Origin of the sequence: Thioalkalivibrio sp. AKL12 (genome assembly GCF_000377925.1) — a bacterium.
Classification (GTDB): Bacteria; Pseudomonadota; Gammaproteobacteria; order Ectothiorhodospirales; family Ectothiorhodospiraceae; genus Thioalkalivibrio; species Thioalkalivibrio versutus.
In genome coordinates, this window is sequence record NZ_KB898897.1 from 34347 (window position 1) to 48405 (window position 14059).

Below are 14059 nucleotides of genomic sequence, written 5' to 3' on the forward strand. Positions count from 1 at the left end.
GGAGGGCGTTTAGAGATCTTTCAGCGTGCCCTTGGGCATCACGGAGGCGACCGACTGCTTCTGTACCGCCACGTTCACGCCGTCGGCAATGTCGACCTTGATGAAGTCGTCGCTGACTTCGGTAATCTTGCCGGCCACACCGCCGTTGGTGACGATCTCGTCGCCCTTGGACAGGGCCTCGACCATGGAGCGGTGCTCCTTGGCGCGCTTGCTCTGCGGGCGGATGATCAGGAAGTACATGATCGCAAAGAAAATAACGATCATGATCAGGAACTCGATCATGCCGCCGCCGGCCGCTCCACCTTCCTGGGCATGCGCTGCAGAAATCAGAAAGTCCATCGAAACACTCCGTCTTCGGTTCAGATTCGGACGCCACCGGGGAGCTCGGGCCACACCCGGCGAGCGAAAAAAATACCGCGCGGATTATGGCACAGGCGGGATCGCCATGCCGCGTCGGCCGTAGAAATCGGCCACGAACTCGCTCAGCGCGCCGGCCGCGATCGCCTCGCGCAATCCGCGCATCAAATCCTGGTAGTAATGGAGGTTGTGGGTCGTCGCCAGGCGCGAACCGAGGATCTCGTTGCACTTGTCCAGGTGCTTCAGATACGCCCGCGAATAGTGACGACAGGTGTAGCACCCGCATTCCGGATCGACCGGGCCGACATCGTCGCGGAAGCGCGCATTGCGAATGCGCAGCACGCCCTCGCGGGTATAGAGGAACCCGTTGCGGGCGTTGCGGGTCGGCATCACGCAGTCGAACATGTCCACGCCGCGTCGCACGGCCTCGACGATGTCCTCCGGCCGGCCCACCCCCATCAAGTAACGCGGACGATCCTGCGGCAGCAGCGGCAGGGTGGCATCCAGCGTCTGCAGGCGCTCGTCCTCCGGTTCGCCCACCGACAGCCCGCCGATCGCGTAACCGTCAAAGCCGATCGCCTGTAGCCCCTCGGCCGACTCCCGCCGCAGGTCCGGGTACATCCCGCCCTGCACGATGCCGAACAACGCCGCCGGGTTGTCACCGTGTGCCGTGCGCGAACGCGCTGCCCAGCGCAGTGACAGCTCCATCGACTGGCGCGCCTCGTCCGCGGTGGCCGGGTATGGCGTGCACTCGTCAAAGATCATCACGATGTCCGAGCCCAGCTCGCGCTGCACCTGCATCGAGGACTCCGGCGTCATCAGCACCTTCGAGCCATCCACCGGTGACTGGAAACGCACACCTTCCTCGCTGATCTTGCGCATCTCCGCAAGCGAGAAGACCTGGAATCCGCCGGAATCGGTCAGGATCGGGCCCTCCCAGTGCATGAAATCGTGCAGATCGCCATGCGCCCGGATCACCTCCGTGCCCGGGCGCAGCATCAGGTGGAAGGTGTTACCGAGAATGATCTCCGCGCCCAGCTCACGCAGCTCCTCCGGCGTCATCGCCTTGACCGTGCCGTAGGTTCCCACCGGCATGAAGGCCGGGGTCTCCACCGTCCCGCGCGGGAAGTGCAGACGGCCGCGGCGCGCCGCGCCATCGGCGGCCAGATTCTCAAACTCCATCGGACTCTCCCGCGGCGGTGGTCATACTCGGGGGCAGATCATCGCCCTGCCCCGGCGCCAGCCACATCGCGTCGCCGTAACTGAAAAACCGGTAGCGCTGCGCCACCGCGTGGGCATACGCATCCAGGATCCGGCGATAGCCGGCAAATGCCGCGACCAACATCAACAGCGTGCTCTGCGGCAAATGAAAATTGGTCACCATCCGGTCCACCACCCGAAATCGATCCCCCGGCTGGATGAATAGCCGCGTCTCGCCCTGGAACGGCGCCAGTTCTCCCCCAGCGGCCGCAGTCTCCAGCGAGCGCACGCAGGTCGTACCGACCGCGACCACACGCCCGCCACGCGCCTTGCAGGCCGCTACCGCCGCGCAGGCCTCGGGGGACACCTCCAGCCACTCCGCATGCATCTCATGCGCCGAAGTGTCCTCGACCTTCACCGGCTGGAAGGTCCCCGCCCCGACGTGCAGGGTCACCGTCGCGGTCTCCACCCCCGCCGAGCGCAGGCGCCCCAGCAGGGCATCATCGAAATGCAGGCCTGCCGTGGGGGCAGCAACCGCACCCTCGCGCGCCGCGAACACGGTCTGGTAGCGATCGGCATCATGCGCCTCGTCGGCGCGCTCGATATAGGGCGGCAGGGGGATGTGTCCATGCTCGCGCAACAACGCGAGCACATCGTCGGCATCAACCAGGGCCAGGCGGAAGAACGGGCCCTCGCGGCCGGTCACTTCGACGGTAAAGGCATCCGCCAGGCGTAGCCGGGCCCCGACCTTCGGCGCCCGGCTGGCGCGGACCATCGCCAGCACTTGGCCGGGCGACTCGATTCGTTCGACCAGAACCTCCACCTGTCCCCCGCTCTCCTTGCGCCCGAAGACACGCGCCGGAATCACCCGGGTATCGTTCAGCACCAGCAGGTCACCCGGCCGCAGAAGATCCTCGATCTCTGCAAAGCGAGCGTCCCGCGGGCGCTCTTCCTCCAGGACCAACAGACGCGAACCCGCCCGGTCCGGTAGCGGATACTGTGCAATCAGCTCCGGCGGGAGCTCGTAATCGAAATCGGCAACACGCATGGCGCGCGATCCTACCACGCACCACTCGACGCGGCGCGGAGTGCGGAAGATCGCTCTGCCCCGTTTGTGCCGCAGAGAACCTGCGCTACACTACGGCCCCACAAGCCGGGATGGCGGAACTGGTAGACGCGCCGGATTCAAAATCCGGTTCTGGCAACAGAGTGCGAGTTCGATTCTCGCTCCCGGCACCAAATTTTCTCGGGCCTGCCGCCAGGCCCAAACCCCAGGGGAGCATTCATTGATGCTTCCCTGGCACCAGGCCGGTGTAGCTCAGTTGGTAGAGCATCTGATTTGTAATCAGAGGGTCGCAGGTTCGACTCCTGTCGCCGGCTCCATTTCTTCAGTTAGTTAATCAGACTCCGTGAATGAGCCCCGCTGGCACACATCAAGCTGTCAGCGGCTCTGGCTGCCCGGCCTTTGACTTCCCCGGATCAGGTCCACGCATGACAAGAGCTCTCCGGGACACCCGGGGCGGTTCAACGTGCTGCTAGGTCCAGACGCCACCATTAAAAAGGGCCAGCCCGAAGACTGACCCTTTCTTCAAACCCGCGAGACCATCCGCCTCCTAGCGGAAGATGCTCTCATGACGCGTTTCCGTCATCTGCGGGGCGTCGGCCGGACAGACCGCTTCCGGATCGATCCGCGCAGCCTCGTCCACGAGGCCGAGGTCCGCCGCAGTCGGCATGTCGCCACGTGACACATCCAGGTACTCCAGCAGGCGACCCAGCCCGTTCAAGGCACGAGCCTTGGCGATCTCCATGTCATGCTGCGCATTTACGTGAGCACGACTCGCCTCGAAGTATTCGTTCTCGGTATCCAGCAGATCCAGCAGGCTTCGCTGCCCGATGCCGAACTGCTGACGATACGCCGTGCGAACACGATCGGAAGAGTCCCGATGCTGACGCAGAAAACGCAGCTGACTCTCGAGCGAACGGATATCGTTATACGCCACAGAAACCGTCTGGCGCACATTGCGGCACACCCCTTCCTGCTGATCGCGCGCCTGATTGAATTCTTCGGTGAACTGGCGAACACGCGCCTGATCCGCCCCGCCGCGGAAGAGGTTAAAGGACATCACGACCAACGCGGAAGTGTCGCGAATACGGGTATCATCGCGCTCCAGGACGTCGTTTTCATAGGCGTGACGCAGCTGAAGATCGACCCGCGGATGGAACGCAGAGCGTGCGACATTGCGCTGCTGCTGGGCGGCCTCCATGTTGCGCAGCGAGGCGAACATCGCCGGGTTCTTGGTGATCGCCTCGGTCAGGGCCTCCTGCGCCGTGGCTGGAATCGGCTCGTCGGAGAACGTCCCCACGAGATCCACACGTTCGTCTGCAGGCATCCGCCCGACCACGCGGTAGTAACGCGCGTTGACGTCGTGAAGGTTTTGCCGCTCGGTCAGCAGATTCGACTCCGCCAGGGCCAAACGGCCAGAGGCCTGTTCGAGATCCACACCCCGGCCAACACCCCGATCGGTCTGATCCACGATTTGATCGTAGACGTCCTTGTGGGCGTCGTAGTTTTCCTGCGCAAGCTCAACCAGGGCGCGCTGGCGTTGCACATCCGCAAAGGCCCGCACCGCTTCCAGCGCGGTCTCCTCGGTCGATTCACGCAGCTCGAAGTAGCGCACGCGCTGGATCTCGCCCAGACGCCCAACCTCGCTGGCCGTTTCGAAGCCGTCATACAGCATCTGCGTCAGCGTGATGTCTACCCCGCGCGGGTTGCGCGAGAAGTTGTTGTTATTGGACCGCTGGCTCTGGTACCCAGCACGGGCGTTCAGATCGATCTCGGGCATAAACCGGCCACGCGCTCCGGTCTGCTCCTCGCCCGCCGCACGAAATGCGTGCCAGCGTGACTGTACGTCCGGGTTGGAAAGCACCGCTTCCATCGCGGCGTCCCGCAGCGGTTCTGGCGGCTCGGCCTGTGCTGTCCCGCCGACGACCATCGCTACGGCTGCTGTCAGTGCCAGCAAGGTTCCCTTGCCGGCCGTAAACCCAAATCCATTCACCATGATGTGTCCCCCCCACATGTCACTTGAAAGTTCACCCATTGGTTCGCGGGCAAACGCGCTTCACTACTCGAACAAACTACTTGCAAAAAAGTCTTCAGGCTATGGGCTGCTCTTTCGCTGCGCAAACAGAAGCAAAGATCCCACCTAACGCTTGGCAAACGCCTGAAAGCCCCGCGGACCACCACCTTCAACTCGTGTAGCCCGTCTGTTTCTGGCTTTCCCGGCTTACGTGGCCCATCATTTGCCTAACAGCGCCATTCTCAGCCACCGGAGGGCACGCCAACGTGCTCCGCTCTCGTGCCCGCAATTCGCCGCTCGTAATCAAGCACCTGGCCTTTGCTCTGGTTCTGGCGATGTCGGCATGGGTCTTGGGCACCCCACAAGCGGGGCTTGATGACCTGGCGCAACTCGAAGAGGTCGCGGCCATCCGCTACGGTCCCGAGGCCGCCGAACGGGTCCGGCAGTGGCGCAACCTGCTCGAGGAATTAGCCGGAGAAGACGAACGGGTGCAAGTCGCGCGGGTGAACGAGTTTTTCAATCGCATGCTTCGCTACCAGGATGACCAGATCACCTGGGGCCAGGAGGATTTCTGGGCGACCCCACTGGAAGCCATGGACAAGGGCGCCGCCGACTGCGAAGACTTCAGCATTGCCAAGTACGTGAGTCTGCGCAAACTGGGAATTCCGGATGAGCGCCTTCGCCTTTTCTACGTGCGGGCGCGTATGGGTGGGCCGGGCAGCAACATCAGTCAGGCGCACATGGTGCTCGGGTACTTCACGGACCCCCGCGGCGAGCCCGAAGTGCTAGACAACCTGATCACCCGCGTCGAACGCGCCTCGCAGCGCGACGATCTCACGCCTATTTTCTCGTTCAATAGCCAGGGCCTGTGGCCCGATGGAACCACCCAGTCCGCAGGCGACCCCACCGCCCGCCTGTCCAGGTGGCGCCGAGTCCTGGACCAACTGGACGAGTATGGCCTGGACCTCAACCAACCGATCACCCCGACCCCATAAACAAGGGCGCAGCCATGACACTGAGAAAACAACTCTGGGTTGCCATCGCAATCATCATGTTGCTCGCACTGCTGGTAAGCATCGTGGCGAGCACCCTTTCGGCGCGCAACTACCTGGCCCAGCAGCTCCTGACCAAGAACATCGACAATGCAGCCTCGCTGGCACTGTCGCTGTCCCAGCTGCCCAAGGATGATACGACCGTTGAATTGCAGATTGCCTCCCAGTTCGATACCGGCCACTACCGCCATATCCGGCTCGAGGATCCCACGGGCGATCTCATGCTGGAACGACGCAATCCCGAAGCGCCTCGGGGTGTCCCGATGTGGTTCATCGACACCCTGAACTTCGATGTCCGCCCCGGGGTGGCACAGGTGTCCGACGGCTGGTCGTCCTTTGGCACGCTGATCGTCGAGAGCCAGACCAATTACGCGTACGAAGAGCTCTGGGCCGGCACCCTGCGCCTGACGGCAATCTTTACCGTCGGGCTTCTGATCATCGGTCTGCTGGGGTCGTTCCTGCTCGGACGGCTTATCCAGCCCCTTCGGCATGTCGTGGAGCAGGCCGAGGCGGTCGGCGCTCGCCGCTTCATCACCACCCCCGAACCGCGCACATGGGAATTCCGGGCCCTGGTACGCGCCATGAACCGACTGACCGAGCATGTCCGCGTGATGCTCGTGGAGGAGTCGAAACGACTGGAGCGTCTGAAGACCCGACTGCAGCACGATGACGTAACGGGCCTGCTGGCCCGGGAGCCCTTCCTCGCCCGCCTGCAGGCGACGCTGGATAACCGGCATGCCGGTTCCTCCGGCAGCCTCGCGGTGCTCCGCATCCACGACCTGGCCACGATCAACCAGATCGTCGGCCACCAGAACCTCGATGCGCTGCTCGCCCGGATCGCGAAGGTCGTGGAACAGGCCGTCGCCCATACCGAGTATGGCGCCGCCGGACGGCTCAACGGCTCCGACATCGCGGTTTTCGGCGACAGCATCGCAGACAGTTACCGATTCGCCCAGTCCCTGTTGAGCGGGGTCCAGGACGCGCTCGGCGACGATGCACCCGACGCCCTGACGCTTCATGTTGCCGCGACCCTCTATCACCCCGAAGACACCACCGGGGAAGTTCTCGCGCGAGCGGATCTCGCGCTGGCACGGGCGGAACTCGAGCCCGGCGATGCAGTCGCCCACGAGCCCCACGCCGCCCTGCCCTATTCGGACCAGCATCAATGGCGGACGGCCATCACCGACGCGCTTGACCAACACGGGGTGGAGCTGGGCCAGTTTCCAGTGATCGATGCCGACCATCAGTTAATGCATCACGAAGCCCCGATGCGCCTGTTACTCGACGGCGAACTGCGGCCGGCGGGCTATTTCATGCCCTGGGCGGTGCGCCTCGATCTGATCCGACGGCTCGACGACGCCGTCCTGGAAGCCGCCTTGTCCCGGCTGCAGACCGCCGGCGAACGCCTGGCCATCAACCTCTCGGTGGACAGCCTGCGTGACACCCACTTCCGTCAGACCCTCGAATCCCGGCTACAGCAAGACCCCCAGGCGGCGGGACGCCTGTGGGTCGAGTTCCCCGCTCGCGGCGCACTGGCACATCCAGCGGAACTGCGCGATCTCTGTCGAATCGCCCGCCTGACGGGGTTCACCGTGGGGCTCGAACACGCTGGACCGGAAGCCTTTCAGGCGCACGACCTGACCACCTTTGGCCTCCATTACGTCAAGCTGCAGGCTTCCCTGACCCACAGCGTGCATCGCTCCAGCGAGACCCAGGCCCTCATTCGCGGGCTTTGCACCCTGGCCCACTCCATCGGGATCCTTGTCATCGCCGAAGGCTGTGACATCAGCGACGACATCGAACTGCTGATGGACGCCGGCATCGATGCGGTCACGGGGAGCGCCGTCCGGGAACCGACGCGTTAGGGAGACGCCGATTCAATCGCGCCGGATCGCTGGCTTCCGCACCTTCACTCGTGCACGGAGCCAGCTGCCTGCCCTGACCGGGCCAGCGACGGCCCGGTACTCGCCCCGCACGAACCCGCCTTTCTCAGGGATTCCCTTCCGGCACAGAAAAAGGCCCGGGCCGCATGGCGGCGCCGGGCCCTTGATCCCGATGGCAGGGACCGCTACTGATCGATGGAGAGATGCCCGTTTTCGATCAGGGTCTGGATAAAATCATACGACGAGTCGAAGCCATTCATGCTGATCCCTTCCAGCGTGATGGCGTAATCGGCACCGCCCGTGTCACTCCCCAGCATGCCGCCCGAGCTGATGTGCAGCACGGTATCCTCGCCCTGCGCTTCCGCCATCAGGTACTGGTCGATCGTCTCCTGGCTCGCGCTGGACAGGAGCTCGCCGAGCGTGATCTGGGCACCGGGATCGTTGCTCTCCAGGCTGAAGCCCTGGATCACGAAGCGCGCCGGATCCTCCATGCTCCCTTCACCACCCTGCGACACGACAAAGATGTCCTGATCCGAATCGACCGTCAGGAAATTCGCGCCGAAGGCAAGCGCCTCTTCGCCACCCGCGGGATAGAACTCCGCATCCTCGCCCTGACCCACCTGCACCGAAAGGTCGACTGGCTTCACCGCAAACGCGCTTTCGTCCCCACTGGCTCCAGGACCCGTACTCCCGCCCTGGAATGCAATGAAGGAGAACGTCTCGCCACCGAGCTCCAGGAAGCCATTCTCGTTCACATCGCTTGCCAGATCACGGGCATCACCGATCCGGACACCATCGGCGTCGTACAAGTGATAGGACGCGCCATTGATGGCGCCCTGGACCTGGAACACGGCCGTATCGGCCGGGCTGACCAGCGTAAAGAGCAGGGCCTCGCCAAACTCGATCGCGTGGGGGTCATCCGAAGCCCCCTGATGGTCGATCGCGAAAAATCCATCCTGATGCGAGACGGCTGCACTCTGCGAGCCGGTCTCCTTCAGGTTGTTCGCATTCGCCATCGTGCCCTGAACGTCACTGCCGCCCACCGTGTGGGCAGAAGCCAGCAGATCCGGAACCGGGTCCGGCGGCTCTTCGCCACTCGGCTCGGGCACGGGAGCCACGCCACTACCGGTATCCACGAGATCGTCCATCCCGGACAGGACCACCGTGCCCTCGATCGTTACATTCAGCTGATTGCCATCCACCAGGCCGGCGCGAATCGCTGCGGCCCCGGCCTCGGTCAGGACCACCACCCAGTTGCCCGAGCCGTCCTGGGAAAGCGCCAGGTAGGCTGCATCCCCACCCACGATGCTGTAGGCGATCGCCCCGGCCAGTGACGGGTCCAACCCGTCCAGATCCAAGACGTGAGACACATCGAAAACCACGTCACCTGCGGCGGCGTCATTCGCATCTTCGTAGCCGTATCCCGCTGTCACCGACACCGATACCGCAAGGGTCGGGTTCGCGACAGGGGGCGGATCCACGGGCGGCGGATCTACGGGCGGAGGTTCGACCGGAGGAGGATCTACCGATGGATCGGTCGGTGGCGTACCGGATGGAATGCCCGTCTCGACCGCGTCGCCCCCGGGAACCGCTACGGTCTCGCCCAAGGCATCCGGACGACCGAAGGCGTTCACCGGGAACGTATAGTTAATCGGCTCCACAGGCTCGCTAATGCGCGCGACGCGGACAAACCCGCCCCCTTCGCTCTCACCGCCCTCCAGGCCCGCTGCGGGAGGTGCAATCAGCGCGTCCAGCGACTCACCGCGGTCGAGGGCGGCAATCACTTCTTCCGCCGTCGGGATCTCCGGGTTATCGGCCCGCCCGCTCTCCGCCAGGGCTTCGCCCATCAGGACCTGCTGGCCCTCGCCAAGCGAAACGGCGACACCGTCCATCCCTTCCAGTTCCACCGACGCGCCGCGCAGCGGGATCACTTCCTCGCCCGCATACACCGGATCGCCCACACCAAGCACTCTCGAGTTGCCCTCGGCGTCCCGGGCTATCACCGTCCCGATCAACGCTTGTACGGTAGCCACCACAGCATTCACAGCCATTAATCCCCCCTCCTACGCCGGCCCCACAGACCGGCCCATACGGACGCTCTCACGTCCCGTCTCAATCCAGCTCTTGCGTATCACCCGATTGTGCGACCACAGACTCACTCGCCCCGATCGCGCCTCGTTTACTTGCCGACGGGCCTAAAGCAGCCCCTCATCGTCTTCCACCAGGTTCAGACGTTGCGCCGAGGCGCGAAGATCCTTGCGCCCCAACAGCTTCTTCTGTGCGGCCTCTGGCAGATCCGTAAACCGGATCACGCCCTTGTCCGTGAGTACCTCGACCAAGTCCTCCAGCACACGAATCAGCTCCAGGTCGGAGGCCTGCAACGCCGCCGGCGCTGCCTCCCCACCACACCCGCCGAGAAACGCCAACATCTCCGGCGCATCCGCTGCCACGAACTCTGTGCAGTCGGCATTCGCCTCGCGGCTCACCTGGTCGATCCTGCCTTCCGTATCCCGTCTCACATACATGCGCGGCCCCTCCGGCCGTTTCCGACTCCGCTTCCCAGACTACACCCCCAGACACGAAAAAGCCCCGCCGATCCAGACCGGCGGGGCTCCCAACACGACCGCTTACTGGTCGATTTTCAGCTGCCCTTGCTCGAGCATGTTGCTGATCAAGTCATCACTGTGCTGTACACCTTCCAGCACGATGATCTGATCCGCATTATCAGTGCTGCCATCGAGCTCACCTTGCGAGTTGATGTACAACACGGTGTTATCGGTGTTTTCCGCATCTTCCTGAGCGATCACGTAATCGGCAATATTGGTTTCGCTCCCATCCTCATCCTGCAGAAGGTCCCTCAGGTCGAGCACGTTCTCACCATTGCCGAAGTCCGTTACCACGTCTTCTGTCGGTGAACCTGCATCCCCCTGATATCCATCGACCCAGATAAACGTATCGTTGCCATCACCGCCAGTAAGCGTGTTGTTTCCGCCACCCCCGATGAGCATGTCATCTCCGGCGCCACCGTCCAGCAGGTCATCTCCAAATCCGCCGATGAGGATGTCATTGCCGTCAGTGCCTACCAGCTCGCTATCCTCCGAGTCGGATGCGGCAATCGTCTCTCCCTCGGAATCCGCGACCACGATCTCGCCGCTACCGTCTGTGGACATAAACCAGGCGGTCAGGGCGCTCTCGATACCATCACCATCCCCGTCAACACCTTCGATCGGCAAGTGAATCCCGCTGCCAGTCGCCTGCTCGATACTGCTGAACTCAAATCCGTTGAGATTGAAATTGTCCGTCCCTTGCGTAGCCTCGATCTCGAGCGCCTGGAACGATTCACTCGAGTTGATCGAGTACGTCCATCCATCTTCCAGTCCGGTGATGAAGAGCGAATATCCATCGGAAGTCACATCAACGCCGGAGCCGGCTGTCGTGAAGTTGACCGGGTCACCATTTGCATCCCTGATCTCGACATCGGAGGGCTCAAGAGCCACACGGTCACCATGGCCGATCAGGCCACCTTCCCCGCTGTCAGAAAGGTTGCTCACATTGGAGAAGGCACGAATCTCGAGATCGTGCGTACCATTATTCCCTTGGCTGGTACTAATAGTCTGGGTAAATTCAGTCACAGACAGGTTACGGTCCCAATCAGCCGAGTCACCCGTCTGCTCGAGACCGTCGACAAAGTTGAATCGAGCCATTTCGCCCGCTTCAAAACTTTGTCCACCATTAATCCCAAGACCCCGAGCCCCGCTAGTGTTCAGATTCGACCCGTCCACCGTCGAAATCAGAACGCCTTCAGAGGCGCCCTCGGTGGTCGAACTCAACGAGTACAGCGGATCGTTTCCGCCGTCAAAGCCAACCAGGTCCACCTCAAAGAGGTTCAACGTATAGACGTCATTCACATCACGAATGGTGTACTGGTCATTCTCGGCATCGAGGTCGATACGGAATCCGACAGTCCCTTCCTCTGTACGCGCTTCCATAGAGGTCGGATCGTCACCCTTGTAAAGCGACAATGCTTCACCACCGACATACAACTGGTTTCCGTCCCGATCCTTGGCCAGCTCACCGTCGTCAAAGGAAAACACAACATCGCCGACGCTATCTCCTCCGGCGTTTTCGGCGAAATTCAGAGAGCCCGTATGCCCATCTTCAAGGGCAGCCTGATCCGGGGCGAAGTCACTCGGACCATCATCGACAATCTCAAGCAGTTGGCCGAGTGCCTCGGTCGTGGATGCGGTCGCGGTATTCCCCGATCCATCTTCCACCGTCGCGGTCACTGCAAGGTCGATCAGACCGGACAACGAGACGATATCGTCCGGATTATCCGTATCCGGATGGTCAATCGGCAGGAACTGCTCCATCTCCAGAGTGCCACCGTCGATTCGGATCTCGAATACGACCGTTTCGTCCGAGAGTTGACCGGTCACGACACCGTCCTGGACGGACAGATAAACCGACTCACCGCCACTTGTAAGGCCGGAATCGCCTTCTTCGGCCTTCAGCGCGTAGCTCAATGAGGGGGTCAACGATTCAGAGCCCACCGATCCAGAAGCCGTGACGTATTCCGAAAGATTCGCTTCGGCCTTGCTCGATCCTTCGCCGATGGTGCCCGAATCGAAGGTCTGAAGGCCGAAGGTGCTCAGATCCACCTCGAGCTGGTCAACGCTCGGCAGATCGAACGCACCCGTGGCCGTCGCCTCCGCCGTGTTGTCGTTGTCGTCCGACGCGGTCGCCGTCACCGTGTAGGTCTCGCCGTCCTGGAAGTCCAGATCCGCAGTCGGCACCGACCAGTTGCCGTCACCATCCGGCGTCACCGTGAACGTCTCGCTCACACCTTCGCCGCTGACCACCACCTCGATCGAGGTGGCATTGCTCGAGGTGCCCTGGATCTCCGCCGAGACCTCGTTGCCCTCCGAGCCCAGCTCGAAGGTCACATCCACCGTCGGCTCGTCCACTTCCGGCTCCTCTCCTTCCGGCTCGTCCTCTACCGGCTCGTCCTCTACCGGTTCATCCTGCTCTGGATCATCCGCAGTCGGCTCCTCCACCGCCGCAGTATCTGCAGCGGCCAGTGTGGTCCCGCCATCGGGGCCCTCACCCGCGCCACGGAGCGCGTTGGCGTCATAGGCGTAGGTGACCTCGCCCACTTCCTCGGAACCGCGAGCGATACGAACGAAGCTACCGCCTTCACCGGCGACCCCGCCGTCCAGACCGGCGGCCGGGGCCTCGATCAGATCGGTGATGTCTTCTCCCCGATCCAGAGCCGCAATGATCTCCTCAACGGTGGCGTCGGCCACCTCGGCGTCCTGGGGTTCGGGTTCGGCGGATTCGGCAAGGTCCGGGGTGATGGTGGCCGATTCGTTGCCGGCCAGCGTCATGGTGGACCCGTCCTCGAAGGCCATTTCAATGAAGGCGCCGTCTTCAGCGATCACTTCTTCGCCATGGAAGATTGGGTCGCCCGGCTGCAGGACGCGGGTATTGCCATCCTCGTCCCGCGCAATGACGGTGCCGACAATGGATTCAACGCTAGCTACGACAACTTCGGACATGACGATCCCCTCGGAGACGGTACTGGTTCACAATTCTTGATGGGTACGATCCTAGAAGAGCGGCCACCGGCGCGACAGCTGTACTGAAGTACAGGGGGGGCAGGAGGAACGGCCGTAGGCCTCGACCGGGAAAACCAGATGCACTCGTAGCGATGTGGGTCTCGATTTCGGGCGAGATGATTCGCCACATCCACGAACCGAGCGAGTCGAGCCCCGAACGCGAGCCCCCCGTCAGGCGGCGCGGCCCGCAGGATGGTCATGTGGGTCGCGAACCCCATCACCCCCGGACGACGACCAGAAGGATCGCCTGGACCGGATCAGGCCGTGGGCCAGGACTCGCGCAGACGCGTAAGGTGCAGGACGAGCTGAACGCGATCGTCGACGTCGAGCTTCTTGAAGATCGAACCGAGGTGCATCTTGACCGTGCGCTCGGTCATGCCGAGCTGGCGTGCGATTTCCTTGTTGTGCGCGCCCGTGGTCACGGCCAGGGCGACCTGGCGTTCGCGCGGGGTCAGCTCCTCGAAGCCCTCGGGCGGTGTTTCCGGATCACGCGGCTGCGCGCTGCGCACCGTACGGATCATGCGGGTCATCAAATCGGGGCCCACCCACAGACCGCCCCCGGTGACTGTGGTTGCAATCGTTCGCAGCTGGGCAACATTCGCCAGTGTGTGGCAGTAGCCGTGCGCGCCTGCGTCGAATGCACGGATACCTTCCTCGTCGTTCGGGTGGCGGGAGTGCACGATCACCCGGTGCACCCGCGTGCGCTGCCTGACGTGCTGGTCCCAGTCGGCCAGATCCGTTCCCACCCAGCACGCCTCGGCGCCCTCGGGCAGCGCCGCGGGAAACGGCGGCCGGAGCACCTGGGCGTCCGGAAACGCCGCCTCCCAGCGCGGCGACGGCCGCGAATCTTGATCGATCAGGAAGATCTGCATGTC

At 63.1% G+C, this 14059-nt stretch carries 10 protein-coding genes and 2 tRNA genes; 4 read left to right on the top strand and 8 right to left on the bottom strand.

What is annotated here, in order from left to right; all coding sequences use genetic code 11:
• Nucleotides 1-9 precede the first annotated feature (9 nt).
• From yajC to queA, 3 genes are all read right to left on the bottom strand, one after another.
• Nucleotides 10-339, bottom strand: a complete 330-nt coding sequence (gene yajC, locus D579_RS0108620) for a preprotein translocase subunit YajC (RefSeq protein ID WP_018145833.1) — start codon at nt 337-339, stop codon at nt 10-12.
• A gap of 84 nt (nt 340-423) precedes the next feature.
• Nucleotides 424-1539 (bottom strand): tRNA guanosine(34) transglycosylase Tgt, encoded by a 1116-nt coding sequence (tgt, locus tag D579_RS0108625; protein ID WP_018937724.1) that lies wholly within the window; start codon nt 1537-1539, stop codon nt 424-426.
• Complete coding sequence (gene queA, locus D579_RS0108630; protein ID WP_018650223.1) at nt 1529-2605, bottom strand: tRNA preQ1(34) S-adenosylmethionine ribosyltransferase-isomerase QueA; 1077 nt, start codon at nt 2603-2605, stop codon at nt 1529-1531. Before queA ends, tgt begins: the two co-directional genes overlap by 11 nt.
• 104 nt (nt 2606-2709) lie before the next feature.
• Between queA and D579_RS0108635 the strand changes: the two genes are divergently transcribed.
• Both D579_RS0108635 and D579_RS0108640 read left to right on the top strand, forming a co-directional pair.
• Nucleotides 2710-2796 (top strand) — tRNA-Leu (locus tag D579_RS0108635).
• 68 nt (nt 2797-2864) lie between these two features.
• Nucleotides 2865-2940: transfer RNA gene (locus tag D579_RS0108640), tRNA-Thr, on the top strand.
• A gap of 230 nt (nt 2941-3170) precedes the next feature.
• On the opposite strand, the gene D579_RS0108645 is transcribed toward D579_RS0108640, so the two are convergent.
• Nucleotides 3171-4550 (bottom strand): TolC family outer membrane protein, encoded by a 1380-nt coding sequence (locus D579_RS0108645; protein ID WP_018951731.1) that lies wholly within the window; start codon nt 4548-4550, stop codon nt 3171-3173.
• A gap of 419 nt (nt 4551-4969) precedes the next feature.
• On the opposite strand from D579_RS0108645, the gene D579_RS0108650 reads away from it, so the two are divergent.
• Together D579_RS0108650 and D579_RS0108655 are read left to right on the top strand one after the other, a co-directional pair.
• On the top strand, nt 4970-5629 hold the full coding sequence (locus D579_RS0108650; RefSeq protein ID WP_231362672.1) for a transglutaminase-like cysteine peptidase: 660 nt from the start codon (nt 4970-4972) through the stop codon (nt 5627-5629).
• Nucleotides 5630-5643: 14 nt separating this feature from the next.
• The gene (locus D579_RS0108655; RefSeq protein ID WP_018951733.1) at nt 5644-7551 is read left to right on the top strand and encodes a LapD/MoxY N-terminal periplasmic domain-containing protein; all 1908 of its coding nucleotides are present in this window, start codon (nt 5644-5646) and stop codon (nt 7549-7551) included.
• Nucleotides 7552-7754: 203 nt separating this feature from the next.
• Here the strand turns inward: D579_RS0108655 and D579_RS0108660 are convergent, their stop codons facing one another.
• From D579_RS0108660 to D579_RS0108675, 4 genes are all read right to left on the bottom strand, one after another.
• Nucleotides 7755-9620 carry a retention module-containing protein gene (locus D579_RS0108660; protein WP_026289483.1) on the bottom strand — a complete coding sequence of 622 codons (1866 nt, stop codon included), beginning with the start codon at nt 9618-9620 and terminating at the stop codon, nt 7755-7757.
• Nucleotides 9621-9764: 144 nt separating this feature from the next.
• A complete protein-coding gene (locus tag D579_RS0108665; RefSeq protein WP_018951735.1) occupies nt 9765-10094 on the bottom strand; it encodes a hypothetical protein in 330 nt (109 codons plus the stop codon).
• A 102-nt stretch (nt 10095-10196) separates the two neighbouring features.
• A complete protein-coding gene (locus D579_RS0108670; RefSeq protein ID WP_018951736.1) occupies nt 10197-13124 on the bottom strand; it encodes a retention module-containing protein in 2928 nt (975 codons plus the stop codon).
• A 317-nt stretch (nt 13125-13441) separates the two neighbouring features.
• Nucleotides 13442-14056, bottom strand: coding sequence for a response regulator transcription factor (locus D579_RS0108675; protein WP_018951737.1), 615 nt, complete (start codon nt 14054-14056; stop codon nt 13442-13444).
• Nucleotides 14057-14059 lie beyond the last annotated feature (3 nt).

Coding starts and splice junctions, on each gene's coding strand:
- yajC (WP_018145833.1), bottom strand. CDS start 339: ATGGACTTTCTGATTTCTGCAGCGCATGCCCAGGAAGGTGGAGCGGCC.
- tgt (WP_018937724.1), bottom strand. CDS start 1,539: ATGGAGTTTGAGAATCTGGCCGCCGATGGCGCGGCGCGCCGCGGCCGT.
- queA (WP_018650223.1), bottom strand. CDS start 2,605: ATGCGTGTTGCCGATTTCGATTACGAGCTCCCGCCGGAGCTGATTGCA.
- D579_RS0108645 (WP_018951731.1), bottom strand. CDS start 4,550: ATGGTCGTCGGCGGGACAGCACAGGCCGAGCCGCCAGAACCGCTGCGG.
- D579_RS0108650 (WP_231362672.1), top strand. CDS start 4,970: ATGTCGGCATGGGTCTTGGGCACCCCACAAGCGGGGCTTGATGACCTG.
- D579_RS0108655 (WP_018951733.1), top strand. CDS start 5,644: ATGACACTGAGAAAACAACTCTGGGTTGCCATCGCAATCATCATGTTG.
- D579_RS0108660 (WP_026289483.1), bottom strand. CDS start 9,620: ATGGCTGTGAATGCTGTGGTGGCTACCGTACAAGCGTTGATCGGGACG.
- D579_RS0108665 (WP_018951735.1), bottom strand. CDS start 10,094: ATGTATGTGAGACGGGATACGGAAGGCAGGATCGACCAGGTGAGCCGC.
- D579_RS0108670 (WP_018951736.1), bottom strand. CDS start 13,124: ATGTCCGAAGTTGTCGTAGCTAGCGTTGAATCCATTGTCGGCACCGTC.
- D579_RS0108675 (WP_018951737.1), bottom strand. CDS start 14,056: ATGCAGATCTTCCTGATCGATCAAGATTCGCGGCCGTCGCCGCGCTGG.